This is a genomic window from Achromobacter deleyi, assembly GCF_016127315.1.
GTDB lineage: Bacteria > Pseudomonadota > Gammaproteobacteria > Burkholderiales > Burkholderiaceae_B > Achromobacter > Achromobacter insuavis_A.
The window spans coordinates 5,418,525-5,443,860 of record NZ_CP065997.1 but is presented as its reverse complement, the minus strand read 5'-3'; the positions used below and the strand labels follow the sequence as shown (position 1 = coordinate 5,443,860).

At 70.0% G+C, this 25,336-nt stretch carries 23 protein-coding genes; 9 read left to right on the top strand and 14 right to left on the bottom strand.

Features of this window, described 5'->3' with window-relative positions; genetic code table 11:
• Positions 1–92: 92 nt before the first annotated feature.
• The gene (locus I6I07_RS24480; RefSeq protein WP_054434913.1) at positions 93–1,001 is read right to left on the bottom strand and encodes a LysR family transcriptional regulator; all 909 of its coding nucleotides are present in this window, start codon (positions 999–1,001) and stop codon (positions 93–95) included.
• A gap of 103 nt (positions 1,002–1,104) precedes the next feature.
• Here I6I07_RS24480 and I6I07_RS24475 point away from each other — a divergent pair, with 103 nt between their 5' ends.
• Positions 1,105–2,388: an MFS transporter gene (locus I6I07_RS24475; protein ID WP_198484089.1), complete on the top strand. Its 1,284-nt coding sequence runs from the start codon at positions 1,105–1,107 to the stop codon at positions 2,386–2,388.
• Positions 2,389–2,523: 135 nt separating this feature from the next.
• Here the strand turns inward: I6I07_RS24475 and I6I07_RS24470 are convergent, their stop codons facing one another.
• Positions 2,524–2,832: a flagellar transcriptional regulator FlhD gene (locus I6I07_RS24470; protein WP_198484088.1), complete on the bottom strand. Its 309-nt coding sequence runs from the start codon at positions 2,830–2,832 to the stop codon at positions 2,524–2,526.
• Positions 2,833–3,130: 298 nt separating this feature from the next.
• On the opposite strand from I6I07_RS24470, the gene I6I07_RS24465 reads away from it, so the two are divergent.
• Positions 3,131–3,844 (top strand): DUF2325 domain-containing protein, encoded by a 714-nt coding sequence (locus I6I07_RS24465; RefSeq protein WP_198484087.1) that lies wholly within the window; start codon positions 3,131–3,133, stop codon positions 3,842–3,844.
• 24 nt (positions 3,845–3,868) lie between these two features.
• On the opposite strand, the gene I6I07_RS24460 is transcribed toward I6I07_RS24465, so the two are convergent.
• The 5 genes from I6I07_RS24460 to I6I07_RS24440 form a co-directional block, all read right to left on the bottom strand.
• Positions 3,869–5,590 carry an ABC transporter ATP-binding protein gene (locus tag I6I07_RS24460; protein WP_198484086.1) on the bottom strand — a complete coding sequence of 574 codons (1,722 nt, stop codon included), beginning with the start codon at positions 5,588–5,590 and terminating at the stop codon, positions 3,869–3,871.
• Positions 5,587–7,344 carry an ABC transporter ATP-binding protein gene (locus I6I07_RS24455; RefSeq protein WP_198484085.1) on the bottom strand — a complete coding sequence of 586 codons (1,758 nt, stop codon included), beginning with the start codon at positions 7,342–7,344 and terminating at the stop codon, positions 5,587–5,589. Before I6I07_RS24455 ends, I6I07_RS24460 begins: the two co-directional genes overlap by 4 nt.
• Complete coding sequence (locus tag I6I07_RS24450) at positions 7,334–8,515, bottom strand: MFS transporter (protein WP_198484084.1); 1,182 nt, start codon at positions 8,513–8,515, stop codon at positions 7,334–7,336. Before I6I07_RS24450 ends, I6I07_RS24455 begins: the two co-directional genes overlap by 11 nt.
• Positions 8,516–8,531: 16 nt before the next feature.
• Positions 8,532–10,751: a TonB-dependent receptor gene (locus tag I6I07_RS24445; RefSeq protein ID WP_198484083.1), complete on the bottom strand. Its 2,220-nt coding sequence runs from the start codon at positions 10,749–10,751 to the stop codon at positions 8,532–8,534.
• Between the two features lie 136 nt (positions 10,752–10,887).
• The gene (locus I6I07_RS24440; RefSeq protein WP_198484082.1) at positions 10,888–11,304 is read right to left on the bottom strand and encodes a helix-turn-helix transcriptional regulator; all 417 of its coding nucleotides are present in this window, start codon (positions 11,302–11,304) and stop codon (positions 10,888–10,890) included.
• A gap of 713 nt (positions 11,305–12,017) precedes the next feature.
• On the opposite strand from I6I07_RS24440, the gene I6I07_RS24435 reads away from it, so the two are divergent.
• Both I6I07_RS24435 and I6I07_RS24430 read left to right on the top strand, forming a co-directional pair.
• A complete protein-coding gene (locus I6I07_RS24435; protein ID WP_198484081.1) occupies positions 12,018–15,029 on the top strand; it encodes a PAS domain S-box protein in 3,012 nt (1,003 codons plus the stop codon).
• Positions 15,030–15,182: 153 nt separating this feature from the next.
• Positions 15,183–15,536, top strand: coding sequence for a hypothetical protein (locus I6I07_RS24430; RefSeq protein WP_198484080.1), 354 nt, complete (start codon positions 15,183–15,185; stop codon positions 15,534–15,536).
• A 72-nt stretch (positions 15,537–15,608) separates the two neighbouring features.
• Here I6I07_RS24430 and I6I07_RS24425 read toward each other — a convergent pair whose 3' ends face one another.
• Complete coding sequence (locus I6I07_RS24425; protein WP_198484079.1) at positions 15,609–17,042, bottom strand: RNA polymerase factor sigma-54; 1,434 nt, start codon at positions 17,040–17,042, stop codon at positions 15,609–15,611.
• A 190-nt stretch (positions 17,043–17,232) separates the two neighbouring features.
• On the bottom strand, positions 17,233–18,153 hold the full coding sequence (locus tag I6I07_RS24420) for a sigma-54 interaction domain-containing protein (RefSeq protein WP_061074334.1): 921 nt from the start codon (positions 18,151–18,153) through the stop codon (positions 17,233–17,235).
• Positions 18,154–18,353: 200 nt separating this feature from the next.
• Between I6I07_RS24420 and I6I07_RS24415 the strand changes: the two genes are divergently transcribed.
• Positions 18,354–19,721, top strand: coding sequence for a sigma-54-dependent transcriptional regulator (locus tag I6I07_RS24415; protein ID WP_198484078.1), 1,368 nt, complete (start codon positions 18,354–18,356; stop codon positions 19,719–19,721).
• Positions 19,722–19,737: 16 nt separating this feature from the next.
• Here the strand turns inward: I6I07_RS24415 and I6I07_RS24410 are convergent, their stop codons facing one another.
• A complete protein-coding gene (locus tag I6I07_RS24410; protein WP_198484077.1) occupies positions 19,738–20,121 on the bottom strand; it encodes a hypothetical protein in 384 nt (127 codons plus the stop codon).
• A gap of 126 nt (positions 20,122–20,247) precedes the next feature.
• On the opposite strand from I6I07_RS24410, the gene I6I07_RS24405 reads away from it, so the two are divergent.
• Positions 20,248–20,538, top strand: coding sequence for a hypothetical protein (locus tag I6I07_RS24405; protein WP_198484076.1), 291 nt, complete (start codon positions 20,248–20,250; stop codon positions 20,536–20,538).
• A gap of 7 nt (positions 20,539–20,545) precedes the next feature.
• On the opposite strand, the gene I6I07_RS24400 is transcribed toward I6I07_RS24405, so the two are convergent.
• Entirely contained in the window at positions 20,546–20,830 is a 285-nt protein-coding gene (locus tag I6I07_RS24400) for a DUF378 domain-containing protein (RefSeq protein WP_198484075.1), read from the bottom strand.
• A gap of 191 nt (positions 20,831–21,021) precedes the next feature.
• Here I6I07_RS24400 and I6I07_RS24395 point away from each other — a divergent pair, with 191 nt between their 5' ends.
• Positions 21,022–21,609 carry a hypothetical protein gene (locus tag I6I07_RS24395; RefSeq protein ID WP_198484074.1) on the top strand — a complete coding sequence of 196 codons (588 nt, stop codon included), beginning with the start codon at positions 21,022–21,024 and terminating at the stop codon, positions 21,607–21,609.
• A 29-nt stretch (positions 21,610–21,638) separates the two neighbouring features.
• Complete coding sequence (locus I6I07_RS24390; RefSeq protein WP_198484073.1) at positions 21,639–22,259, top strand: DUF4142 domain-containing protein; 621 nt, start codon at positions 21,639–21,641, stop codon at positions 22,257–22,259.
• Positions 22,260–22,287: 28 nt separating this feature from the next.
• Here the strand turns inward: I6I07_RS24390 and I6I07_RS24385 are convergent, their stop codons facing one another.
• Positions 22,288–23,175, bottom strand: a complete 888-nt coding sequence (locus I6I07_RS24385; protein WP_035360370.1) for an SDR family oxidoreductase — start codon at positions 23,173–23,175, stop codon at positions 22,288–22,290.
• Between the two features lie 120 nt (positions 23,176–23,295).
• Positions 23,296–23,634, bottom strand: coding sequence for a DUF883 family protein (locus I6I07_RS24380; protein ID WP_061071305.1), 339 nt, complete (start codon positions 23,632–23,634; stop codon positions 23,296–23,298).
• A gap of 208 nt (positions 23,635–23,842) precedes the next feature.
• Between I6I07_RS24380 and I6I07_RS24375 the strand changes: the two genes are divergently transcribed.
• Positions 23,843–24,160, top strand: a complete 318-nt coding sequence (locus I6I07_RS24375; protein WP_232625724.1) for a hypothetical protein — start codon at positions 23,843–23,845, stop codon at positions 24,158–24,160.
• 22 nt (positions 24,161–24,182) lie between these two features.
• Here I6I07_RS24375 and I6I07_RS24370 read toward each other — a convergent pair whose 3' ends face one another.
• Positions 24,183–25,217 carry a DNA topoisomerase IB gene (locus tag I6I07_RS24370; RefSeq protein WP_198484072.1) on the bottom strand — a complete coding sequence of 345 codons (1,035 nt, stop codon included), beginning with the start codon at positions 25,215–25,217 and terminating at the stop codon, positions 24,183–24,185.
• Between the last annotated feature and the right edge of the window lie 119 nt (positions 25,218–25,336).

Genomic DNA, 25,336 nt, shown 5'->3' with positions numbered 1-25,336 from the left:
CCGCAGCGGCGATAGCGCGACAATTTACAGGGCGCGGCGGGCCACGGGTTTACAGAAGATGACAAAAGCGACAGGGCGATACCGCCCTGTTTTCAGGCGGGCGCGGACGGCTCGGGATGCGCCAGCCGCCGCAGCATCTCGACCGCGTTGCGCGCGGCGACGGAGCGGTCGTGGCGGCGGTAGGCCATGTCCAGCAGCGCGTGGGGCGCGTCGCCCTTGATCGGCCGGTACTCGATGCCTTGGGCGCCCATGTGGCGCATGGCGGCGGGCACGATCGAGATGCCGACGCCGGCCGCCACCAGGCTGACGATCGAGGCCATCTGCGGCGCTTCCTGGATGACGCGCGGCGTGAACCCGGCGCGCAGGCAGGCGTTCTGGATCGCGTCGTACAGGCCGGCGCCGATGGGGCGGGGGTACAGCACGAAATCCTGGTCGGCCAGCGCGGCGATCGGCACGCTGCGCTTGCGGCTGAGCGGATGGTCGGGCGGCAGGGCGATCAGCATGGGTTCGTCGAGCACGCGCTCGGCCTCGAATTCCGGATCCAGCACGTACGGCGGCCGCACGAAGGCGACGTCGACGGCGTTCTCGCGCAGGCCGCGCAGCAGGCTGACGGTGTTGCTTTCGGTGAGGCTGATGCGCACGTCCGGATAGCGGTCGCGGAAGGCGCGGATAGCGCGCGGCAGGTACGGGTGGAACACGGCCGAGGCGGTGAAGCCCACCGTGATGGCGCCGTGCTCGCCGCGTCCCAGGCGGCGGGCCGTGTCGATGGCGCGGTCGGCGCTGGCCAGGATGGCGCGGGCGTCTTCCAGGAACTGCGCGCCGGCCTCGGTCAGTTCGACGCCGCGCGGCAGGCGCAGGAACAGCGCGGTGCCGATCTCGCGCTCGAGCTGCTGGATCTGCTGGCTCAGCGGCGGCTGGCCGATGCCCAGGCGGGCGGCGGCGCGGGTGAAGTGCAGTTCTTCCGCGACCACGGTGAAATAGCGCAGGTGCCTGAGTTCCATCGTTTTAAAATATAGCGAGTGCCGGTTTCATATATTGGACATATGCAGGGGAAAAGTCTACCTTGATCGCACGGGCCATTGCCCGATGTTTTCGAGAATTCCGATGTCCACCGCCTCAGCTGTTCCCCCATCTTCCCCCGCCGCGCCCCAGGCCGAGTACCTGGCGCGCGGCACGCCGGCCTTGCGGCGCGCCCAATGGGCGCTGTTCGCGGCGGGCTTCTCCACGTTCTCCCTGCTGTATTGCGTGCAGCCGCTGATGCCGCTGTTCACCCAGGCGTTCGGCGTGTCGCCGGCCCAGAGCAGCCTGGTGCTGTCGCTCTGTACCGGCCTGCTGGCCGTGGCGATCTTCCTGGTGGGGCTGTTTTCGCAGGCGCTGCCGCGCAAGCGCATCATGGCGTTGTCGCTGTTCGCCTCGGCCGTGCTGGGCACGGCGGCGGCGGTGGCGCCCGACTGGCACAGCCTGCTGGTGCTGCGCGCGTTGCAGGGCGTGGCGATGGGCGGGGTGCCGGCGGTGGCCATGGCGTACCTGGCCGAAGAGGTCGAACCCGACACGCTCGGTTTCGTCATGGGGCTGTACATCAGCGGCAGCGCCTTCGGCGGCCTGTCCGGGCGCGTCATCACGGGCCTGGTGTCCGATCATTTCGGCTGGCGCGCGGCGCTGGGCACGCTGGGCCTGCTGGGCATCGTCGCGGCGCTGCTGTTCATCTGGCTGCTGCCGGCCTCGCGCCGTTTCACGCCGCAGCGTTCGCGCGGCTGGGCCGGCGTGGCCGGCGACGTGCGCGACGGCATCGGCGCGCACCTGCGCAACGGTCCGCTGTGCGCCCTGTTCGCCATGGGCGGGCTGCTGATGGGCGCCTTCGTCACCGTCTACAACTATGTCGGCTTCCGCCTGCTGGCGCCGCCATTCTCGCTGAGCCAGACCTTCATCGGCTTCATCTTCGTGGTGTACCTGGTCGGCATCTTCGCGTCCACGTACTTCGGCCGCCTGGCCGACCGCCACGGCCGCGGCGCGATGCTGGCGGCGGCCACCGGCATCGCGCTGACGGGCCTGCTGCTGACGCTGTCGGACGCGCTGGCGGTGCTGATCGCCGGCATCGTGGTGTTCACCTTCGGCTTCTTCGCCGCGCACGCGGTGGCCAGCGGCTGGGTCGGCCAGATGTCGCGCGGCTACAAGGCGCTGGCGGCCGCGCTGTACCTGCTGGTGTATTACGTCGGCTCCAGCGTGCTGGGCTCGCTGGGCGGGCACTTCTGGACGGACGGCGGCTGGCCCGGCGTGGCGGCCATGGCCGGCAGCCTGCTGACGGTGGCGCTGGCCATCAGCGCGGCGCTCTACTGGCACACGGCCCGCGTGTCCGCCGCCTCCGCGGTGGAGCGGGGCGCCTCATAAGCCTCCTGGACGTTCATCCGGAAGGCGTGCCGGTTCTCCTTGACGTCCGGCGTCTGCTTGCGTGATTCGGATGGCGACAAGCCGCGCGTCGCCCGCCGCGCGCCGCCTGGCCATCGCGCCGTTCGGCGCTGGAAACTAGGCGGGGGTGCGGACCGGAGGCGCCTGCGCGGGCACCTCGGCCGCCAGGGTGGCCTCCATCCCCTGGCTGAGCGTCGCCAGCAGCAGGTGGGGCTCCAGGTTCAACTGGGCCAGCACCACGCTGCTCCTGGCCAGCCGGGCCAGGTCCTCGTGCCGCAGGCCCGCCAGCCACTGGCAGGCACGTTCCGATATCTGCATGCCCGCCATCGCCGGCAGGTTGCCGGTGCGGGCCATCCGCTGCAACAGCAGCAGATACATCAGATTGGTTTCGTGGATATCGCGCAGAAGTTCGGTAGATCGCGGCATCGGGTGCCCCTCACTTCACTTCATTGAATCCGAGACCCGGCGGTTGCACGGGCCAGGAACTGGCAAGGCGCGAGGCGTCCTGTATGGGCGTCTAGTCAAGCCCGCGAAGGCTTGCGTGCCGATATGGTTTGTCGATCATATTTAAGCGATCAGGGGCCGTCAGTAATGGATTTCCCTGTACTCGGGATTGACATATCTACATTCCATGAAACAGACTCATTCTCATTTATAATGCTCAGCACGTTGGACGGCGCATCACCCGCGTCCGCCTGTAGTCCGCCATCCCGAGAGGCCCACGATGACCCTAGCATTCCAGGAGCCCAATTCGCTGCAGCGCGAACACGCGGCGCTGCTCGCCGCCTATGGCCAGGCGCAGGGCCGCTGCAGCCGCCTGCTCAGCGCCCAGGCGCAGCGCATCCAGCACCTGGAAGGCGAGGTCCTCAAGCTGCGGGCCGCGGTGATCCAGCGCGACACCGCGCTGGCCTGGGCGCGCGAAGACCGTGCCGCGCTCGAGGGCGCGATTCCGGGGCTGCCCAGGCGGGTGGCGCTGGCCCGGCGCGTCACGCAACTGATGGAACGGGTGCAGAGCCTGATGCGCGAGCGCCTGGCCTGGCAGGACCGGGCCGCCGCGGCGCGCGCGCGTCCGCTCGACACCGCCGCCGAGCCCGCCGTGGCGCCCGTGGTGATCGCCGCCACGGCGCTGCGCGAGAAATCCGTGCTGTGCGTGGGCGAGGACGCCATGGCCCTGATGCTGACGCGCAAGGTGGTGGAAATGGCCGGTGGCCGCTACCTGGGCCATTGCGGCGGTGAAAGCGCCGACGGCGATACGCTGGAAGCCAGCCTGGTCGCCGCCGACCTGGTGATCTGCCAGACCGGCTGCGTCAGCCACGGCGCCTATTGGCGCGTCAAGGACCACTGCACCCGCACCGGCAAGCAATGCGTGCTGGTCGACAAGCCCGAGGCGCTCACGGCGCTGGGGTTGGCGCGCGAAAGCGCGGATCTGCCGCGCTGAACCGGCGCCGGTCTTCGCCCGCCGTCAGAGGGGCGCGGGCACGGACTGCGCGTGCCAGAGCCGGGCGTATTCGCCGCCGGCCGCCAGCAGGGCGGCGTGGCGGCCGCGCTCGACGATGCGGCCCTCCCGCATGACCCAGATCTCGTCGGCGCCCATCACGCTGCGCAACTGATGCGCGATCGCCAGCACGCTGCGGCCGCGCGCCAGTTCCCCCAACGCTTCCTGGATCTGCCAGGCATTGTCCGGGTCGACGTTGGCCAGCGCTTCGTCCAGCACCAGGATGGGGGCGTTCCTGATCAGCGCGCGGGCAATGGCGATGCGTTGGCGCTCGCCGCCGGACAGCCGCAAGGCGGCGTCGTCGATCACCGTGGCGTAGCCGCGCGGCAGGCGCATGATGAAGTCGTGGGCGTTCGCCGCGCGCGCCGCGGCGGTGACCTCGTCCAGGCTGGCATCGGGCCGCCCGAGGCGGATGTTGTCGGCCACGCTCATCCGAAACAGCGCAACCTCCTGCTGCATCAACGCCACGCGCTGGTTGAGTTCGCGCGTCGACATGTCGCGCAGGTCGATGCCGCCGATGCGGATGGCGCCGTCTTGCGGGTCCCACATGCGCGCCAGCAGGCCGGCCAGGGTGGACTTGCCGCTGCCGGATGGGCCGACCAGGCCGACCAGGCGGCCTTCGGGCAACACCGCGTCGATGCCGCTCACCGCGTGGCGCGCCGCGCCGCGATGGCGCAGGCCAACGCCGTCGAACGTCAAGGTATTGTCCGTGGGCACGCGCGGCGAGCGGGGCTGGGGCAGTTCAGGCTCGGCCGCCAGGGCGCGGATGTGCGCCAGCGTGTCGCGGGCATGGCGCCATTCGGCCAGGTTCAGGCCCAGGTCGCCCAAGGCGCGGAAGTAGCGCAGCGATACCACGAGGTACACCAGGAAATCCACTGGCGCCAAGCTCGCGCCGAGTCCCTGCGTTGCCGCCAGCGCCACGGCGGCAAAGCCGGCCTGCAGCAGGAAGCCGAACAGCAGCAGCGCGGGCGCCGGCGCCAGTTCGGCCCGCATCTGTTCGCGCTGCAAGGCGCCCAGCAGGTCCAGCGTGAGCGCCAGCCGCGCCCCGCGCCGGTCGAACTGGCGCAGTTCGCGCTGGAACTCGGCCTGCTCCAGCATGGCCACCACGGTCCGCTCGCGCAGGGCGGCCAGGCGCCGGTCGGCGCGCGACAGCAGGCGGTGCGACCAGGGAATGGCGAGATAGGCGGCCGGTCCCAGGACAAGGCACAGCAAGGCCAGGGGCGGATGCAGCAGGCCCAGCATCAGCCACAGGAACAGCGGCACCGCGGCGTTGGCGACCGACTGGCCCCAGACACGCGCCGTGATCTCCTGATAGTGGGCGAACCGGCCGGTCAGCAACTCGACGATGGCGGCGCGCTGGCGTTCCTGGAACACGCCCATCGGCAGCCGGCTCAGGCCGTCGGCCAGGCGCAACCGCGCGTCGGCCACCAGCGAATACACCGCGCCGAAGTTCAGCACATTGGCGCGCGCCTTCAGCCACACCAGGGCCACATTGGCCGCCACCAGGGCCGCCAGCGCCAACAGGGCCAGCGTGACGCTGGCCTGGCCGCGCAGGGTCCGGCCCAGCGCGTCATGGAGCACCAGGTAGGGCACGGTTTCAGCCAATGCCGCCAGCACCCCGCAGGCCAGGCCGCGCGACAGGCGGGAATCCTTGCGTCCGGCGAGATCCAGCCCGAGGCCCGGGATCATGACGCGCTCCCGGCCGCCGGGGCCAGCGTCCACGCGTTGCCGCGCGCCTGCGCCTGCCACAGGCGCCGGTAGAGCGGACAGTCGGCGAGCAGGTCGGCATGGGTGCCGACGCCCTGGATGCGCCCCTGGTCCAGCACGATGACACGGTCGGCCAGCGGCGCGTGCGCCAGCCGGTGCGACACGGCAATGACGTTGCGTTCGGCGGCCAGGCGGCGCAGGGCCTGCTGGATGTCGCGATCGGTGGCGGGGTCGGCGGCCGAGGTGGCCTCGTCCAGCAGCAGGACCGGGGTGTCGGCGAGAATGGCCCGGGCCAGCGCCAGCCGCTGTTTCTCGCCGCCGGACAGGCTGGCGCCGCGTTCGGCCACCGGCGTGTCCAGTCCTTGCGGCAGGCGCGCGAGCAAGGCGTCCAGGCCGGCTGCCCGGATGGCCCGGGCCAGCGCCGCGGCGGACGCTTCAGGACAGGCGATCAGCAGGTTGTCCCGCAGCGTGCCATGGAACAGCAGCACATCCTGGAACACGCAGGAGATCCATTCGGCCCGTGTCGCGGCGGGCACGTCGGACCAGGCCAGGCCACCGACCTCGAGCTGTCCGGCGCGCAGTTCACAGGCGCCGTACAGCAAGCCGAGCAGGCTGCTCTTGCCCGCGCCGCTGGGGCCGGCGATCAAGGTGTAGCCGGCGCCCGGCAGGTGTAGCGTCAGGTCGTGCAAGGTCTGGGGACCGCCCGGCGGGCCGCCGCTGGCCGCCTGCCAGCGGATGTCGAAGCGGGATGGCCGCGCGGGCGCGGCGGGCCGCCGGGGCGGTGGCGCGTCGAGCAGCGCGGCGATGCGGCGGGCGCCGAGCATCTGCTTGCGCAGCGCGCCGAAGGCGCCAAGCACGCGCAGCAGTGGCGCCGTCAGCCCCGCGCCCAGCGTCACGAATGGCAGCAGGTCGGCCGGATCGAGCTGGCCGCCCGCGGTCAGCAGGATGCCGGCAGGGAGCACCACCACCAGGTTGGTCGACAAGGCGACGAAGAACAACGCATACGGCATGGCGGTGCGGCGCGTGACCGACTGGGCCAGTTCGGCCAGCGCGCGGATGGCCTCGCTCAGCGTCGCCATCGAACTGGCGGCGCGGTCGTGGGCCTTGAGCGTGGCGATGCCCGTGATGTGGGCCAGCAAGGCGTCGTTGGCGGCGGTGTCGGCGCCATGCCATTGCGTCAGGATCTGCTCCAGCCCGCGGAAACTGCGGCGATAGGCCCAACAGGCCAGCGGCAGCAACGCCAGCGAAGCCAGCGCCATGCGCCAATCGAGCGAGAACAGCCAGACCGAGGCCAGCAGGGGGGCCGCGAGTCCGGCGACGGCATCGGGCAGGGTGTGGCCGACCAGGCCTTCAAGGCCGTTGACATCGTCGACCAGCGTCTTCTTCAGTTCGCCGGCGCGGCCCTGCGACGCGGCCAGCGGCTGGCGCCCGATCTGGCGCAGCAGGCGTGCGCGCAGGCGTCGCTGGAGGCGGAAGGCCGCCGCGTGCGAGGCGACGTTGGCGGCGCCAAACACCGCCAGGCGCGCCACGGCGGCCAACAGGATCGCACCGGCCAGGACGGCCAGCGTGGTCGCCGCGGCGTCCGCGGGCGCGGCCAGCGCCAGCGCCATGCGATAGATCAGCCAATAGGGCAGCAGTTCGAGCAGGCTGGCGATGACCGCCAGCAGGGTGGCCAACGCCAACAACGGCGCGTCGCGCCGCAGCAGCCCGGACAACAGGCGCAGGTCAGCGCGCATCGCGGGACGCCTCGGTGGCGGGCCGCGCGAACCGCCACGCCAGCAGGGCGGTGACGGCATAGCCCGCCGCGGCGGCGCCCAGGGTGGCGCCGTAGCCCCAGGCCTTGGCGACAAAGCCGCTGGCGCCGAAGCCCGCCATCGCGGCCACCGACATCATGGCGGCCAGGAAGGTGACGTCGGTCGCGGCCTGGCCGGGGCGCGCCAAGCTGTAGAAATAGGTATTGAACGCGACGTTCTGCACCGCCAGCGCGCTGAAGATGGCGAAGACGCTCAGCAGCGTCCACGTCCCCGGCGCCAGCAGGCCCTCGACCGCCGCCAGCAGGCCGAACGGGGGCGTCAGCACAAGCGCGCTGGCCAGCACGGCACGGGACGCCGGCAGGCGCCGCAGGCCCAGGCCGGCCAGCGGCCCGGCGCTGGTGAAGGCGAGCACCGTCGCGGCCGCGATCACCAGGCCGACCTGGGACAGCGGCAGGCCCAGATCCACCAGCCAGGGCGCGGCCATGGGAAAGGCCAGGGCCACGCCGAAGGTCGCGGGCCAGATGATCACGATGGTGCGCCACATGCCGGGCTGCCGCCATGCGCCGCGGGCCGCGCGGCGAGGGGGCGGGCCGGCAGCGGGTTCCGGCAACGCGGGCGCCAGGCCGGCCAGCAGCACCATCAACGCCGCGCCCGACAGCAGGGCGGCGCGCCAGCCGAACGATTCGATCAGGTAGAGCCCGGCGGCGCCGCCAATGGCGTTGCCCACCGACATGCCCCAGCCCATCACCGCGGCGCCGGTCGCACGTTGCGCCGGCGCCAGCGAGTCGGCGGCATAGCCCAGCGTGGCGATGCGCTGCGTGGCGGCGATCGTGGCCAATGCCAGGCTCGCCGCCAGCAGGGCCGGGATCTGCCGCGCGGGATCGAGGAAGGCGACCGCCCCGGTGACGGCCGCCGCCAGGGCCTGCATCAGCAGGATCCAGGAGCGCCGCCGGCCCAGCGCCGTCAGCCGGTGACGGTCGACCAGCGGCGCCCACAGGAAATTCACGGTGAAGGCCAGGAATACCAGGCCGAACAGGCCGATCAGCGGCAGCGGCGCGCCCTGCTGGCGCAGCACCGCGGGCACGGCGGCATACAGGAAAGCGACCGCCAGGTACTGCTGGCAGGACAACAGGGCGAGCACGGCGTAGCGCATGGAGGCGGCGCGACGCTCAATAGCGCATGGTGACGCCGGCGCCGATCACGCGGCCCTGGCCGATGGTGGTGGCCTCGGCGCCGGGGCCGTAGTACAGGCCGATGTACTGGGGCCGGGCGTTCGACAGGTTCTGGCCGAACACGTACAGATCGTAGTGCGCGAACTCCAGCCCGAGCTTGGCGTTGACGATGGCGTAGCGGTCGAGATCGAAATGGCTGCCGACGTCCGCCTTGCGGGCGCCCACGAACTGGTATTGGGCGGCGGCAAACAGGTTCGGCGCATCGGCGCTGTCCAGGCCCGGCAACCGGCCGCGGTATTGCAGCGTGACTGCGGCGTTCAAGCGTGGCGCATTCGGCACGACGTTGCCATTGCGGGCGCCCGACGAGGCGGCGACGTCCGCCGAGACATTGCGCAATACCGCATGGGTGTAGCCAAGGCTGCCCGTCAGCTCGACGCCGTGGCCGATGGCGTAGCGTGTTTCCAGTTCGGCGCCATAGCTGCGGGTATCGATGGACTTGGGCACGAAAGTGAACGAGGCCGAATCCATGGCCATCAGGTTTTCGTTCTTGACGGTGTTGTAGAACAGCGCGGCATTGACGCCCAGGCGGTTGTCGAGCCATTGATTCTTGCTGCCCACTTCGAACGTCCATGCGCTGGAGTCGACATACGGCTGGTCCGGCTTGCCGGCAACCGCATTGGTGGTGAAGTTGGGAAAGCCGCCGCCCTTGGCGCCACGCGCGACGCTGGCGTAGACCACGTTGGCCGGGGTCAGGTCGTAGCTGAGCGAGACGCGTCCGGTGACCAGGTTGTAGCCCAGATCGCCCGATTGGCCGTAGGCGGGGACATTGCCGGCGAAGCCGTTGTTGCGGTAGTTGGCGTCGTAGTTCTTGTTCTCGCGGGTGTAGCGCAGGCCGCCGGTGAGTTTCAGGCGCGGATCGTTGAACAGGGGTGTCGTGACCTCGCCGAACACCGCGTAGCTGCGGGTGCGCTGGAGGTTGTCGCGCCAGCCATTGGTGCTGGGGAAGAATGGCGACTGGTAGTACGTGCGCAGGCGGTAGTCGTCCTGGTAGTAGTTGACGCCGGCGACCCATGAAACCGGGGCCTCGGGCAGGCTGTTCAAGCGCAGTTCCTGGTGGAAGGCGTTCTGGTTTTCGTCGTAGGTGCTGAAGTCCGTGGCGGGGACGAAGGCGCCGACGGGCAGCCCGAACACCTTGGAGAAGGTCAACCCTTCGGAGTTGTTGCTGAGGGAGTTGTAGCCGTAGTGGTTGAGCGCACTGACCGAGGTCAGCACCACGCTGTCGTAGCGGCGCTCCGCGGTCAGGGCGATGCCTGCGGTCTTGCGCTCGGTGTGGCCCTCGGGGTCCAGCGCCACCACCGGATAGTCGCTGGTGTGCTTGAGCACGAAGTTGGATGGGGTGTTGCGGTCGCGCTGGGCGTACGCCGCCAGGGTGAGGGTGGTGTCGGCGTCGGGCCGGGCCACCAGGGTGCCGCGCAACGCCGGGCTGGACACGTCGCCGACGTCGCGGCCCGCCAGGTTGCGCACCTGGCCGTCCTGGCCGCTGTAGCCGACCGCCAGCCGGCCGGACAGCTTGTCCTGCACGATCGGGCCGGAGATCGAGGCCCAGCCGCGGCGATAGTCGCGGCTGCCGGCCTCCATGCCGGCCTCGAGCTCCAGCGTGTCGGCGGGCTTGCGCGTGATGATGTCGATGGCGCCGGCCTGGGCGTTGCGGCCGAACAGCGTGCCCTGCGGGCCGCGCAGCACTTCGACCCGTTCGACGTCCAGCAGTTGCTGGTCGGCCGCGAACAGGGGCTGCGGCACCCCATCCACGTAGACCACCACCGAGGTGTCGTCGTTGCCCAGCGGCTGCGCCATGGTGCCGATGCCGCGGATCGAGAGATGGGTCGAGCGGCCGTCGCCGAGCGCGGAATAGCCGACGTTGGGCGTCATGCGCAGCACGTTTTCGACGTTGGCGGTGCGCAGGTCCCGCAGGTCGGCTCCGTCGAAGACGCTGACGCTCACGGGCACGTTGATCAGGTTTTCCACGCGCTTGCGGGCGGTGACGTAGATGACGGGCAGTTCGGCGGTGGCGGGGGGCGTCGCGGCAGGGGGCGTCGCGGCGGGGGCCGGATCCGCGGCATGGGCGGGCAGGGTGGCGTCCACGCCGAGCAGCAGCGCCAGGGCGGCGGCCAGGGGAGTCAGCGCGGTGGCGCGCAGGGGAAGGTGCAAAAAGGACATGGCAATCTCGAAGGGAACGGCATCGGTCGCCGCAGGGACGACAACTGCGGGGATTCTGTTCCACAAATGAGAATTGATGCTATTTAAGTGCTATGCGCGCAGCCATCGATGCTGTGCCCGCGGCCAGCCGCAAGCGCTAGCCCAGCGAGGGGGCGACGCCGAAGCGGCGCCGATACGCGGTGGCGAAGTTGGTGGGATGGCGATAGCCGGCATAAAAGGCCGCCTGTTTCACGCTCCAGCCCTCATGCAGCAGGCCGCGGCGGGCGCGTTCCAGGCGTAGCTGGCGCAGGTATTCGAACACCGGCGCGCCCGCCACCAGCGGGAATTTCTGCTTCAGGGTGCTGATGCTGACGCCGGCGTCGCGCGCCAGCTCGGCCAGCCTGTGCGGATGGCCGGGCTCGGCCAGCAGGCGGTCGCGCACCCGCAGCATGCGCTGGCGGTCCTGCGGGTGCAGGCGGGTGTCCGCGGCGGCATCGATCGCGTCGTCATCCAGGCCCTGCAGGCCCCGTGCCAGCAGTTCCAGCGCGCAGCTTTCGAGAAACAGACGCGACACCGCGCCGGCCGGGCGCGGCGCCAGCAGGTCGGCGGCCAGCGCGCGCAGGCGCGGGGGGCGGGCAGGGGCCGCACGACGGTGCGCCGCAGGCTGGCCTGTACCTGCTCGGCCAGCGCGGCGTCGCAGAGGGTCTCGGGCGTGACCTGGACGACGAGGCAGTGGCTGCGCTGGCCGGCCTGCTGGGTTTCGGTCATGCGCGCCTCGTCATGCACCGCCAGGACGGCGGCCTGGGCGGCCCCGCGCCGCGGCCGCGAGGCCGGGCCGTGGCGCCATTCCAGCGCCGGGCCGTCCAGCATGGCATAGACCGTGAGGGAGCGGCCAACGTCGGCGCGGCGGACATGGTTGCGGGTCGCCAGCAGGTCGCTTGCGCACATCCGCACGCCGCAGACCGTCGTGGCCATCTGGATGCGTCCTTGGGCCACCACCCGTTCCTCGGGCGGGGTGTCGGACAGATGCGCGGCGTCGACGCGTCCGCCGTAGCCCCAATCCGAGGCGATATCGCCGAACCGGCGTTCGGTGCAGGGGACAAAGGCGGGGGCTGAGTGCATGGCGCGGTGGGCGATGGCGAGCAGCCAGCCCATTTTCACGAATAGGAATCAATCGCAATATAGTCCGTGGGCCGATCTCCGGCAAGGCGTAATGCCGCGTTACCTAGGGTTTCGGCTGCCGCGCCTGGCACGCACTACAGTCGGGAAAGCCTGTCGGGAGAACCCATGCTGACCCAGCGAGACCGAGTATCCCATCCCTGGACCGACACGCTCGCGCGTCTGGAAGACGAGCGCGTGATGTTGCAACGCATTGCCGCGGGCATGCCCCTGGCCGAGGTGCTGGGCCACATGCTGCACGCCATCGAGGCGCAGTCGAGCGTCGAGTTGCGCGCCTCCATCGCGCTGGTCGACGAGTCCGGCGGCCTGCTGGTGCATGGCGCCGCGCCCAGCCTGCCGGCGGCGTTCAATGCCGCGGTCGACCGCGCGCCGATCGGGCCGCAGATGGCCTCGTGGGGCATGGCGGCGCATTCCGGCTGCCCCGTGTACGTGGAGGACATCGCCAGCCATCCGGCGTGGGCGGCGTGGCGCGAGCTGGCCCTGGAACATGGCCTGCGCGCCTGCTGGTCGACCCCGATCAAGGCGCCCGACGGGCATCTGCTCGGGGTGTTCTCCAACTACTACGCCATGCCACGCTCGCCGTCGGCGCATGACATCGACGCGATCGCGGTGGTGACGCGCAGCGCCGCGCTGGCGATCGAGCGGCACCTGACGACTGCGGCGCTGCGCCGCAGCGGCGAACGCTGGCGCGCCATGTTCGAGGGCATGCAGGAGGCCTTCTTCCTGAGCGAGGCGCTGCGCGACGCGCAGGGCCGCATCGTCGATTTCCGCTTCATCGAGGTCAACCCCGCATTCGAGCGGCAGAGCGGCATGAAGGAGGGCGACACGCTCGGCCACACGCTGCGCGAGATGATTCCCGGCGTGCCGGGCCAGATCATGGACGCGTTCGCGCAGGTGGTCGAGACCGGCGAACCGGCGCAGTTCGAGTTCGCCGTGCCGGCGCCGCGCCAGGCCTGGTACGAAGCGCGGGCGCGGCGCGAGGGCGAGAACCAGATGATGGCGCTGTTCCTGGACGTCACCGCGCGCAAGACCGCCGAGGCGGAACTGTGGGAAGGGCAGCATCGCAAGAATTTCGTGCTGGCGCTGGGCGACCGCATGCGCGAGCAGCAGCAGCAGGCGGCGATCGAGCAATTGGCCTGCGAGAGCCTGGGCCAGCATCTGGCGCTGGGCCTGGTGGCGGTGGTGGACTGGGAGGGCGAGGGCGCCGAGCCGCGGGTGTCGACCTGCTGGCGGCCGCAGCCGGGGCGGGGTGGCTGCGCGGGCCTGGAGCCGGTGTTCGACGACGCTTTCCTGGAGGCATTGCGCGGCGGCCGCACGGCTTTCCTGGAACCGCTGTTGGCGCAGCCCAACGGCGACATCATGCCGTCCGCCATCGTGGTGCCGACCAGCCGCTGGGGCCGGCCGGGCGGCGCGCTGGTGGTGCGGCCGGCGGCCGGCACGCGGCTCAAGCGCGGCGACATTGCCTGCATCGAGGATGTGGCCGAACGCCTGTGCACGGCTGTCGAGCGTTCGCAGTACTCCCGTACGCTGGAGCAGCGCGTCGAGCACGCTATCGCCGAGCGCGACCGCATCTGGCGCCTGTCGCCCGAGCTGCTGGCGGTGGTCGACGGGCAGGGGCGCTTTGCCAGCGTCAATCCCGCGGTGCGGCCGATCCTCGGCTGGACCCAGGAGCAATTCCTGGCGATGGGCCTGCGCGAGCTGATCCACCCGGATGACTACGCGGCCACCCGCGAGGCGCTGGCGCAGGCGCGCCATCCCGAAACGGCCCAGGGCGTACGACACCTGGAAAACCGCATGCGCAAGCGGGATGGCGGCTATGCCTGGATCACCTGGAGCATGTCGTGGGCGCAGGACAGCCTCTACATGGCCGGCCGCGACGATACCGACCTGAAGTCGCAGGCCGAGATGCTGCTTGAAACCGAGCACGCGCTGCGCCAGGCGCAGAAGATGGAGGCGGTGGGCCGCCTCACCGGCGGCATCGCCCATGATTTCAACAACATGCTGCAGGGGATCACCGGCGCGCTCTACCTGATCCAGCGCAAGCTGGCGAGCGGCGTGCCGGAGCAGGCCGGGCGCTTCGTGACCGTGGCGATGGATTCGGCCAACCGCGCCGCCCACCTGACGCAGCGACTGCTGACGTTCTCGCGGCGCCAGCCGATCGATCCGCAGCCGTTCTCCGTGACCACGACCCTGCAATCGATGGCCGACCTGTTCCGGCGCTACACCGGCGAAGGCGTGTCGCTGGCGTTCGAGCTCGATGCGGACCTGTGGCCGGTGCGCTGCGACCGCAACCAGTTCGAGAACGCGCTGCTCAATCTGGTGATCAATGCCCGCGACGCCATGCCGGACGGCGGACCGTTGACGGTGTCCGCGGCCAATACTTATCTGGCCCCGGCGTTCCTGAGACCCTATCCGGGGGCGCAGGCGGGCGAGTTCGTGGAGGTAGGGGTGACGGATGTGGGCTGCGGCATGACGCCCGACGTATTGGCGCACGCTTTCGATCCCTTCTTCACCACCAAGCCGCTGGGAGAAGGCACCGGCCTGGGCCTGTCGATGATCTATGGGTTCGCCAAGCAGGCGGGCGGCGTCGTGACGCTGGAAAGCCAGGTGGGGGCGGGCACGTCGGTGCGCATCTTCCTGCCCCGGCACCAGGGCACGACGGCCGACGCGGCCGCGCCGATAGCGCTGGCGTGCGAAGCCGGCAAGCGCGAGCGCCAGGCGATCATCGTGTTGGTGGAAGATGACGCGAACGTGCGCGAGATGGTCTGCGAATGCCTGGTTGAACGGGGCATGCAGGTGTTCACCGCCAACGATGGCGATGCCGGACTGGAGCGGGTGCGCGTCACCGGTCATATCGACCTGCTGGTGACCGACGTCGGCCTGCCTGGGCTGAACGGCCGCCAGCTGGCCGACGCGGCGCGCGCCTTGCACCCGGGCCTCAAGGTGCTGCTGATGACCGGCTATGCGGAAGGCGCCGCGCGCGGGTCCGGCTTCCTGGACCCGGGCATGGAGCTGATCGTCAAGCCCTTCGCGCTGGATGCGTTGACGGCGCGGGTGCAGCGCATGCTCGAGTCAGCCGAGGTCGGCCGGGGCGGCGCTTGGCCCGGCGGCGCCGAATGAGCGGGAACGCGTGACGGGTGAGTGACGGCTTTGCACCGGGCGGTAAAAAGTGCCGGTCGGGCGCGTCCGTGGCGCCGGCGTGCTGCGCGGCAGCCGGCATTGGGCATACGAATTGCTGGATGGGACAGGCAACCTGAAAAAAGGAGTGATCCCATGAAGATTCGTGCCATGACCTATGCCATCGTTGTTGCCGCCAGCCTGGGCGGAGCCGGCGCCGCCTGGGCCCAATCCGCCAGTCCGACCACGCCCTCCACGGCGCCGAACGACGGCTCGGCGGTGCCGCCGAACCGGCCGGTCCCTGCGGGCCAGGCCGCGCCCGCGCCCAATGCGGCGCCCAATACGATGTCCACGCCGCCCAATCTGGACAAGAACGCGTCGACGCCGAACGACAAGCGCAGCGGTGAGATGCCCCGGCGCCATCCGGAGGCCAACGACAACGTGCCGCGCACGCCGGCCGCCGGCGCCACGCCCGCGCCGGGATATCCCAACACGGGCGGCAGCAAGTAAGACGTGAGAGAGGGCGCGACGCCCGGGGCGTCGCGCCCGTCCTCGCGGGAGTCAGTGATTCAACTCAGGGCTTCAATGTTCGCGGCGCAATTCAGCCGGCGGCAACCGCAGCTGGCCGCGGTATTTCGAGACCGTGCGGCGGGCCAGCACAATGCCGTTGGTGGCCAGTTGCTGGGCCAGGGCCACGTCCGACAGCGGCATGGCCGGATCCTCGGCCTCGATCAATTCCTTGATGAGCGCGCGCACCGCGGCGGCCGAGCAGGTGCCGCCGGAATCGGTGGGCAGCTCGCGCGAAAAGAAATGGCGGAATTCGAATACGCCGCGCGGCGTGACCATGTACTTGCTGGTCGTGGCGCGCGAGACCGTGGATTCGTGCATGTCCAGGTCGTCGGCGACTTCCTTGAGCATCAGCGGACGCAGCGCCACTTCCCCATACTCGAAGAAAGTCTGCTGGCGCTTGACGATGGCTTCGGCCACGCGCTGGATGGTGGTGTAGCGCTGTTCCACGTTGCGCACCAGCCAGCGCGCCTCCTGCAGTTCCTGCGCCATCGGGCTGCGGTCATCGAGGCGCGCGCGGCGGAACAGGTCGGCATACACCTGATGCAGCCGCGCCTGGGGCATGGCGCTTCGATTGGGCACCACGCGCCAGCGCGAACGCCATTTGTCGACGAACACGTCGGGCACGACGTAGGCCGGCGCCTGGGCGTCGTAGCGCCGGCCAGGCTTGGGGTCGAGGCTGCGGATCAGGGCGCAGGCGTCGCGCACGTCGTCGTCGGTGCAGTTGAAGGCGCGCCGCAAGCTGGCGGCGTCGTTCTTGGCGAGCCGGTCGATCTGCTCGCGCACGATGCGCAGCGCCAGCGCGCGCAGCGGCGGATTGATGCCGAGCGCCGCCTCCAATTGCAGCGCCAGGCATTCCTGCAGGTCGCGCGCGCCCAGCCCCGGCGCGTCCAGTTGCTGCACCAGGCGCAGCGCGGTCAGCCACTCCTGTTCCTCGGGCGGGGGCGAGAAGTCGGGGCTGAGGCTGCCGCACAGGTCGGCCGGCGGGGTGCGCAGGTAGCCGTCTTCGTCCAGCGAGTCGATGATGAATTCGGCCAGCAATCTGTCACGCGGTTCGAGCCGGTAGTTGCCCAGTTCCAGCGAGAGCTTTTCGCGCATCGAGACCGGCGCGCTGGCCCATTGGCCGAGGTCGTGGTCTTCGCCGTCGCCGCGCGGGGCCGTGGGATAGTCGCCGGCATATTCCGGCGTGGCGGGCGGCTCGGCCGGCTGCTCGCTGGCGGTGTCGGATGCCGTCTGGCCGGAGTCGGATGGGGCCCCAACCGGCGCAGTGGACTCCACGGCCTCGGCCGGACCCGCCGCCTGCTCGTCGGCTTCCTCGAGGAAAGGATTGCTTGCCAGCGCCAACTCGACCGCGGTTGTGAATTCGAGCGCCGACATCTGCAGCAGCTTGACGGACTGCTGCAGCCGGGGCGCCAGGGTCATCTGTTGGCGCAGGCGCAATTCTTGCATCGGGTGTCCCAAGGAATTCTCCCGCCAGGTTGCCGCCGGAGCGGCGGCATATCCTTTAGATCACGCAAAGATCGTGCCAACCCGCCGAGCGGGCGACGGGCGACCGCGCAGATGCCGTGGCATCGACCAGGATTACAAGGGGACGGTAAATATTGCCTGGGCGGCTCGAACCGCCGGCCATCCAGCGGGGTCAGGCGGCGGTCGGACCGCCGGCGTCTTTTTCGTAGACGTCGAGGCGGTTGTAGAGGGTCTTCAGGCTGACGCCCAGGGTCTCGGCCGTGAGGCGCTTGTCGCCGCCATGGTGCGCCAGCGTGGCGAGAATGAAGTCGCGTTGGGCGTTGCCCAGTTCGGTGCCGACCGGCACGTTCAGGGCGCCATCCTTGAACTCGGCATGCGGGGCGACGCGCGGTCGGGGCAGGTCGATGTCCAGTTGCTCGTCGCCCAGGATGTACGCGCGTTGCACCGCGTTTCGCAGTTCGCGAACATTGCCTGGCCAGTCGTGGCGGGCGACCGCCTGCAGCATGCGCGGCGCGAACGCCTTGCGGGTGTTGTGCCGTGCATTCAGTTCCGCCAGGAATTCACGCGCCAGGATCACCGCGTCACCCTCGCGTTCGCGCAGCGGCGGCACTCGCAGCGGAATCACCAGCAAGCGGTGCAGGAAATCCTGCCGCAGCCGGCCGTCGGCCACGGACGCCGCCGGGTCGCGGTTGCTGGCGCAGAGGATGCGGGCATTGGCGCGCAGCAGGTCGGAGCCGCCCACCCGTTGATAGGTGCCGGTTTCCAGTACGCGCAGGAAATGCACTTGCATGTCGACCGGCATTTCGGTCACTTCGTCCAGGAACAGGGTGCCGCCGCTGGCCGATTCGAAGTAGCCGGCATTCTGCGAGACCGCGCCGGTGAAGCTGCCTTTTTCGTGACCGAATAATTCCGCGTGCGCCAGCGACCCGCTGATGGCGCCGCAATTGACCGCGACAAAAGGCTGGTCGCGGCGCGCGCTGGCCGCGTGGATCGCCTGCGCCACCACTTCCTTGCCCGCGCCGCTTTCGCCCACGATGAAGACGCTGGCATCGGTTTCGGCAGCCAGCCGCACCTGGGTGGCGAGCTTCTGCATGACGGGGGACAGGCTGGAGACATTCATCGTGGTGCCATGGTAGAGGTTGACCCGGTGTGGGGATGCGACCAGTTGCAAGTAATCGAAAATGTTGGTGGATTCTGACGAATGGTTGCTTCAAGCCGCTGCGACTTAGCTATGCTCGGAAGTGGTCCGCCAGCGCAGGCGCCAACGCCCGCGCCCAGGCTCGAGGAGATGCCATGCCCCACTTGCTGATCGTCGACGATGACGATGCCATCCGCGAAACCCTGGCCGAACTTGGCCGGGACAACGGCTTCACGGTAGCGCTGGCCGCCAGCGTGAAGGACGCGTTGATCCAGCTCGAGCGCCAGGTGCCCGATCTGGTATTGACGGATGTGCGCCTGCCTGGCGGCAGCGGCATGGATATCTTCAAGAATGTGGCCACGGCCAGCGCCGAGGTCGTGGTGATGACCGGCCACGGCACGGTCGACAATGCGGTCCAGGCCTTGCGCCTGGGCGCCACCGACTACCTGGTCAAGCCGATCTGCATGGAGCGCCTGAACGGCATCCTGATGCGCATCATGGCGAATGCCGGCGGCGAACTGCCGGGCACGCCGTTCGAGGAACCGGGACGTTTCGGCAAGCTGTATGGCGCGTCGGCGCCGATGCGTGAACTGTATCGCCAGATCGGCCGGGTCGCGCCCACGGATGTGACGGTATTGCTGGTCGGAGAGAGCGGCACCGGCAAGGAGTTGGCCGCGCACGCGGTGCACGAGCTGAGCGCCCGCCGCCAGCGCCCCTTCGTCGCGGTCAATTGCGGGGCCATCTCGCCGAACCTCATCGAGAGCGAGATGTTCGGCCATGAACGCGGCAGCTTCACTGGCGCCGATCGCCAGCACAAGGGTTATTTCGAGCGGGCCGACGGCGGCACGCTGTTCCTGGATGAAGTGACCGAGATGCCGCTCGACCTGCAGGTCAAGCTGCTGCGGGTGCTCGAGACGGGGCAGTTCATGCGGGTCGGCACCCATCGCGAAATCGCCTGCGATATCCGCATCGTTGCCGCCACCAACCGCAATCCCGAGCAGGCGGTGCAGGAAGGCAAGCTGCGGGAGGACCTGTATTACCGCTTGAATGTCTTTCCGCTGGAGCTGCCCGCGCTGCGCGAGCGGGGCGACGACATCCTGTTCCTGGCCGACCGCTTCCTGCAGGCGCAGAACGAAGAGAGCGGCCGGGCCAAGACGTTCTCGCCGCGGGCGGCCGCGGCGCTGGCGCAGTATGAATGGCCGGGCAACGTGCGCGAGCTGAAGAATTTCGTGCGTCGCGCCTTCATCATGGCCGAAGGCGACCAACTGGACGCGGACATGCTGACGCCGCAAGTGTCGCCGGGCGGCGATGTCCGTGGCGGACAGGTCAGCGTGCCGGTGGGCGAGACGCTGGCCGAAGCCGACCGCCGCCTGATCCTTGCAACGCTGGAGCGTTGCAAGGGGGTGAAGAAACAGGCGGCAGCCGTGCTCGGCATCAGCCCCAAGACCTTGTACAACCGGCTCGAGGAATATGCGGCGGCCGGCTATGCGCTGCCGGGAGAGCAGCCGGGAAATTCGCATTGACGTCCGCCTCCCCCGCTTACTTGCCGTAGCGCGTCTTCAGGTCGGCCATGCACGCATCCTTGGCGTTGCCGGACATGGCATCGCATTTTTCCTTGCCCACCTTGTAGTCGGCATCGTTGCGCACCTTGGCCGCGTCATGGTTGGCCTCGGCCTTTTCCTTGCCGGCCTTGGCGTCGGCCTTGGCCTTGTCGCGGGTGGCTTCGGCCTGCTGCTGGCAGACGTCTTTCTGGTTGCCCTTCATGGCGTCGCACTGCTTCTTGTCCATCTTGTATTGATTGTCGATCTGTTCGCTGCTGCGCACCGGCGTGGTCTGCGCGGACGCGGGCAAGGCCAGGGCCGACAGGCACAGGGCCGCGGCCGGAACGAGCGTCATGGACAGGCGGATCTTGGACAGATTCATGGATGACTCCTTGGCGTGAGGGTGGCCGGGGATGGCCGCCCGTCAGCGGTGAGCAATTGGCGTGCCCATCTTCGCCGGGCATGCCGCTTGCTCGCCATCCTGTGTCATCGCTTCAGGAGAACCGCCATGAACAGCAACGACAGCACCCCGCGCAATGCCGGCCCACGGCGGCCGCGGCCGGCCGAGGGCGCCGGCGCCAAGGACGAGGGCAAGGCCAACAAGAAGGGCGAGGCAAACGCCGCGCAGAGCGATGCCGAGGCGGCGCAACGCAGTGGCCAATTCGGCGCCGACCGGCCCGACCGCGCCCAGGCGCCGACACCGCGGCGCGGGGCGGATGAACAGCCGCATCCGCAAGGTCCCGAATATGAGGAGGGCGGGCGCTATCCCGGCACGCGCGAGCCGGGAGGCGGGCGCTGACGCGCGCTCAATCCGCCTCGGCGCCGAGGCGGAACAGCAGCACCACGCAGTGCAGCGCCGCCAGCCCGACCAGGCCGTAGGCCACGCGGGCCGCCATGGCCCAGGGCAGCACCCGGGCGAACAGATCCAGGTTGACCGCAGCGATCAGGCCGGTATTCAAGCCGCCGGCCACCAGGGCGATGAGGGCGATCCAGTCCAGCGATCCCAGCCCACGGGGGCTGTCGGTCCCAGGCGCCATGTTGTCGATCTCCAAGGAAACGGGCGCTTCGTCGTTGTCGCTCAAGGCATGCATATCCGCTCCTGTGCCGGCGGCAGGGCGCCGGGCCGTGGTGTCGCGCAGTGCAAAAGCCGGCCGGTTTTTGGGAGGGATTCCCGCGATCGTCTGGTTTGGATCCATCCCAGCAAGCCGCGTGCCCGGGCCGCGGTGGCAGGCATGGCAGTTGCTGCCAGGCTTTCGATGCCATCCACGCCCGGGAGATCGCCATGTCCTTGATTGTCGCCGCACGCTTCCAGACCTTCGACGAAGCCCGCGAGGCCGCGCAACGCCTGCGGCTGGAGGGATTCGATGAGGGCGATATCCATACGTTCTACATCAACACGGCCGGCGAGCATGCGCGCTATCCCCTGGGCGGCGACCGTGTGGCGGACCCGGATGCGCGCGGCGCCCACCTCGGCGCCCTGGCGGGCGCCGCGCTGGTGGGGTTGGCGTTCGCGCTGGCGGGCGGGTTGGTGGCGCTGTGGGCGGGCGCGGCCATCCTGGTGGTGGCCGCGGCCGCCGGCGCCGGCGCGTATGTGGGCGCCCTGGGCGGGGCGTTGTGGATGGCGGGCAGGCGTCGGCGCCGGCCCTCGGCGGCGGCCGCTTCACCGGAGCATCCTCCCTTGCGGCAGGCCGGCGTGATGCTGGCGCTGCCGGTCACGCCGGAGCGCGAGTCGGCGGCGCGAGGCGTCCTGCGTGATGCCGGCGGGCATGATATCGAGCGGGCGCAGGGCCGCTGGCTGGATGGCAAATGGGAGGACTTCGATCCGCTCAAGCCGCCACGGCATGTGGAGGCGCCGTCGGCGCCGCAATGATCCGCCCGCGGGCGGGCAAGGAGACGGTCATGAACAACGAGATGATGTGGCGGGGCCTGCTTGCGGCCTGCCTGTTTGCGCTGTTGACCGCGCCGCTGGCGGCGCGCGCGCAGGCGTTGCCGCCCGCCGACAGCCATTTCCTGCAGGCGGCCGCGGCGGCCGATGCGTTCCAGGTCCAGGCGGCCAGGCTGGCCGGCGAACGCGCCGCCAGCACCGAGGTGCGCACTTTCGCCGGCAAGATGCAGGCACGCTACCAGGACCTGGATCGTGACCTGCGGCAACTGGCGCAGGCCAGGCGGGTGCCCTTGCCGGACAAGGCGGAGCCGGCGGACCAACGCACATTGGACGCGCTGGCGGGCAAGACCGGCCCGGCATTCGATACGCTGTACGTCGAGCAGGTGGCGTTGCAAGCCCACGAGAAGGCCGAGTCGCTGTACCGCGCGGCGGCAAGCCAGGGCGGCGATGCCCAGGTCCGGGAGTTCGCCGCGCGCCACCAGTCGGCGCTGGCCGATCACCTGGCGCTGGCGCGCGCGCTCAAGCGCGATCCCGCCGCCAATCCCGAGAGGATGCCGCCCGCCACGCGCGGCGAGCCGCCGCCGGTGTCGCCCGCCGAACGAGCGGCGCCGGCCTCGGTGGCGCCAGCGAAATAGCGGGCGGGGAATCAAGGCCTGGCCGGATTCAGTCCCCCGCGCTGCCCGTGATCGGCAACACGATGCCCGTGATGTAGCTGGCACAGGCAGGCGCGGCCAGGAAGACATAGGCGGGCGAGATTTCCTCGGGCTGGGCCGGCCGGCCAAGATCGGTGTTCTTGCCGAAGGATTTGATGGCTTCGGCGTCGCGGTCGGCCGGGTTCAGCGGGGTCCAGACCGGTCCCGGCGCCACGGCATTGACGCGGATGCCCTGAGGCGCGAGATTGGCTGCCAGCGAGCGGGTGAAGGCGTGGATGGCCCCCTTGCTGGAGGCGTAGTCGAGCAGTCCGCCGCTGCCGCGCAGGCCGGTCACCGAGCCGGTGTTGATGATGGCGGCCCCTGCCCGCAGATGCGCCAACGCGGCGCGCGCCATGTAGAAATAGCCGTAGAGGTTGGTGCGCAGGGTCTTGTCCCACTTTTCGTCGCTGATGTCCCGCAGTCCTTCGTCGTGCTGCTGGTAGGCGGCGTTGTTCACCAGCACGTCCAGCCGGCCGAAGGTCCGCGCCGCCGTTTCCACGGCTTCGGCGCAGAAGGCCGGGTCGCGCACGTCGCCGGGCAGCAGCAGGCAGCGCCTGCCTTCCGCCTCCACCACGCGCTGCGTTTCGCGCGCGTCCTCGTGTTCGTTGAGATAGACCACCGCCACGTCGGCGCCCTCGCGCGCGAACAGCACGCTGACCGCGCGGCCGATGCCGGAATCGCCGCCGGTGACAATCGCCGCCATTCCCGACAGCTTGCCGCTGCCGCGATAATCAGGCGCCAGGTACTGCGGGCGCAGCGCCATCTCGGCTTCCGTGCCGGGCTTGGACAGGTGCTGGCCTGGCATGGGCGGGGCCGGGTGGGGCCGCGCGCCCGTCGCTGCTTTGTCGGATTGGGTCATGCCGATCTCCCTCGAAGTGACGGACGTGAAGGCGTCCTCGAGGGCATCCAAGCAACTGCCGTTCCCGGCGCGCCGTGGCGCCCTGGCGGCGCCCAAGGCGGCGTGGGGACGGGCCAGGCGCTATTGGCGGCCGACCACGACGCCGAACAGGAATGCGGCGCCCGCCACCAGCCCGATCGCCTGCCACGGGCGCGCATGGATGTATTGCTCGGTGCAGTCGATGGTCTCGCGCACCATGTCCTGGGCGCTGTCGGAGGCGTCGCGCAAGCTGTGGCGCGTGTCGCGCAACTGTTCGGCCAGGCGAATTTTCAAGGCCTCCAGGTCGGTGGCGGACGCGTCGCTCAAAGTCGCTTCGAGGTCGTCGATCCAGCTTTCCGGGTGGCGCCGGCGGCGCCGCGCGTCGCGATCCGGACCGTTCTCGGGAAAATCCGAAGGCAGGGGAGTGTGGTTATTGGCCATGGGGAAGCTCCTGAAGTCTGCGTTGGCGAAAGCATGGCCGCGGACCCTCGAGGGCGCGGCGCATGGGAAAAGGCTGGCATGGTTCGGCGCCACAGGGATCTTGCATTGCATCTCGTTGTGAATGTTCGTTTTACCGGGGAACCTCCGCCGCTGCGAGGGTTGCCACATCCGCTTGCAATTTGGGCGGGCCGCGCGCGGCATCGGGCGCGTGCCTGCCGTAGCATGGATCGACACGTACGGCTTCATGGAGCGCGCGCAGATGACATCTTCCAGATCTTCCGGCCGCAAGGCGGCCGCTGCAACCGGGCAGGGCGGCAAGGCAGCCGCGACGGGGCAGGACGGCAAGCTGCTGCCCCCGCAGGGGCCGGTCGACGTGCCACGCCTGCCGGCCAAACCCACCGCGGCCACGCCGGACGAAGCGGCGCGCGATGGCCGCCGGGTGGCCGACGACCAGACCGAGTCGAACTGGGCTGACAGCGCCGAGCCACAGCCTCGCGCCAAGAACGCCCGTTCGTCGATCCTGTGACGGCCCGTGCCCGCGTGGCGCCTCATGCCGGGTCCCGCAGGAATGCCAGCAGGCGGCGTTCGTGGGCGTCCAGGCCGCGCGGACCGGGCGGCGCCGCGGCCCTCGGCGGCAGCCGTCCGGCCAGGTAGGCGTCGAGGATGGACGGATGCACGTAGCAGGCGCGGCACACCGCGGGCGTATTGGCCAGGCGCTGCGCCACCTGCTTGATGACGTCGACCACCTGCTGCCGGGCCTGGCGCTCATCGACGTAGGGACGGGCCTGCAGCGCCGCGAACGCCAGCACCGAGCCGGCCCAGGTGCGGTAATGCTTGGCGGTGAACGCCGCCGCGCCCGCCTCGCGCAGATACGCGTTCACGGCGTCCGAATCGATGCCGTGGGCATCGCCTTCCTCGTCCAGGTACTGGAATAGTTGCTGGCCGGGAATGTCCAGGCAGCGCTTGATGATCCGCGCGATGCGCCGGTCCCTGAGCGTGACGTCATGCGCGACGCCACTCTTGCCGCGGAAGCGAAAGCGCAGCCTGTCGCCGCTGACGCGCGCATGCCGTCGCGTCAGCGTGGTCAGGCCATAGGACTTGTTGGTACGGGCGTACTCACGCGCGCCGATGCGGATCAGCGTGTCTTCCAGCAGGCGCACGACCACGGCCACCACCTTGGCGCGGGGCAGGCCCGGGGCCTGCATGTCGCGTCCCACCTGGCGGCGGATGCGGGGCAGTTGGGCGCCGAATGCGCTCAGGCTCTGGTATTTGTCCGCATCGCGCTGACTCGCCCAGGCGGGATGGTAACGATATTGCTTGCGGCCGCGGGCGTCGCGGCCGGTCGCTTGAAGATGGCCGCGCGGGTCGGGGCAGATCCACACGTCCTCATACGCGGGCGGGATCGCCAGCGCTCGAATGCGGGCCAGCTCGGCGGCGCGGGTGACCCGTCGGCCGGCGGCGTCGCGGTACTGGAAGGTCGTGCCATTGACCCGTACCCGGGAATAGCCCGGTCCGGTGTCGTCCATGTAGAGCAGGTCGTCGGCGGCGGCACTGGCCGTCGGCTGCTGGCTGCGGTTTGCCATGTTTTCTCCAGCAATCGGCGCCAGCGCAGAGCAACTCGCGTGCCCGGCGCCGGCGCGGCCGCGCCGAACTCGCCGCGCGGGGGGGCGGTATGCGGGCACGCCACTTGCTGCTGCGTTTT

Coding starts and splice junctions, on each gene's coding strand:
- I6I07_RS24480 (WP_054434913.1), bottom strand. CDS start 1,001: ATGGAACTCAGGCACCTGCGCTATTTCACCGTGGTCGCGGAAGAACTG.
- I6I07_RS24475 (WP_198484089.1), top strand. CDS start 1,105: ATGTCCACCGCCTCAGCTGTTCCCCCATCTTCCCCCGCCGCGCCCCAG.
- I6I07_RS24470 (WP_198484088.1), bottom strand. CDS start 2,832: ATGCCGCGATCTACCGAACTTCTGCGCGATATCCACGAAACCAATCTG.
- I6I07_RS24465 (WP_198484087.1), top strand. CDS start 3,131: ATGACCCTAGCATTCCAGGAGCCCAATTCGCTGCAGCGCGAACACGCG.
- I6I07_RS24460 (WP_198484086.1), bottom strand. CDS start 5,590: ATGATCCCGGGCCTCGGGCTGGATCTCGCCGGACGCAAGGATTCCCGC.
- I6I07_RS24455 (WP_198484085.1), bottom strand. CDS start 7,344: ATGCGCGCTGACCTGCGCCTGTTGTCCGGGCTGCTGCGGCGCGACGCG.
- I6I07_RS24450 (WP_198484084.1), bottom strand. CDS start 8,515: ATGCGCTACGCCGTGCTCGCCCTGTTGTCCTGCCAGCAGTACCTGGCG.
- I6I07_RS24445 (WP_198484083.1), bottom strand. CDS start 10,751: ATGTCCTTTTTGCACCTTCCCCTGCGCGCCACCGCGCTGACTCCCCTG.
- I6I07_RS24435 (WP_198484081.1), top strand. CDS start 12,018: ATGCTGACCCAGCGAGACCGAGTATCCCATCCCTGGACCGACACGCTC.
- I6I07_RS24430 (WP_198484080.1), top strand. CDS start 15,183: ATGAAGATTCGTGCCATGACCTATGCCATCGTTGTTGCCGCCAGCCTG.
- I6I07_RS24425 (WP_198484079.1), bottom strand. CDS start 17,042: ATGCAAGAATTGCGCCTGCGCCAACAGATGACCCTGGCGCCCCGGCTG.
- I6I07_RS24420 (WP_061074334.1), bottom strand. CDS start 18,153: ATGCAGAAGCTCGCCACCCAGGTGCGGCTGGCTGCCGAAACCGATGCC.
- I6I07_RS24415 (WP_198484078.1), top strand. CDS start 18,354: ATGCCCCACTTGCTGATCGTCGACGATGACGATGCCATCCGCGAAACC.
- I6I07_RS24410 (WP_198484077.1), bottom strand. CDS start 20,121: ATGAATCTGTCCAAGATCCGCCTGTCCATGACGCTCGTTCCGGCCGCG.
- I6I07_RS24405 (WP_198484076.1), top strand. CDS start 20,248: ATGAACAGCAACGACAGCACCCCGCGCAATGCCGGCCCACGGCGGCCG.
- I6I07_RS24400 (WP_198484075.1), bottom strand. CDS start 20,830: ATGCATGCCTTGAGCGACAACGACGAAGCGCCCGTTTCCTTGGAGATC.
- I6I07_RS24395 (WP_198484074.1), top strand. CDS start 21,022: ATGTCCTTGATTGTCGCCGCACGCTTCCAGACCTTCGACGAAGCCCGC.
- I6I07_RS24390 (WP_198484073.1), top strand. CDS start 21,639: ATGAACAACGAGATGATGTGGCGGGGCCTGCTTGCGGCCTGCCTGTTT.
- I6I07_RS24385 (WP_035360370.1), bottom strand. CDS start 23,175: ATGACCCAATCCGACAAAGCAGCGACGGGCGCGCGGCCCCACCCGGCC.
- I6I07_RS24380 (WP_061071305.1), bottom strand. CDS start 23,634: ATGGCCAATAACCACACTCCCCTGCCTTCGGATTTTCCCGAGAACGGT.
- I6I07_RS24370 (WP_198484072.1), bottom strand. CDS start 25,217: ATGGCAAACCGCAGCCAGCAGCCGACGGCCAGTGCCGCCGCCGACGAC.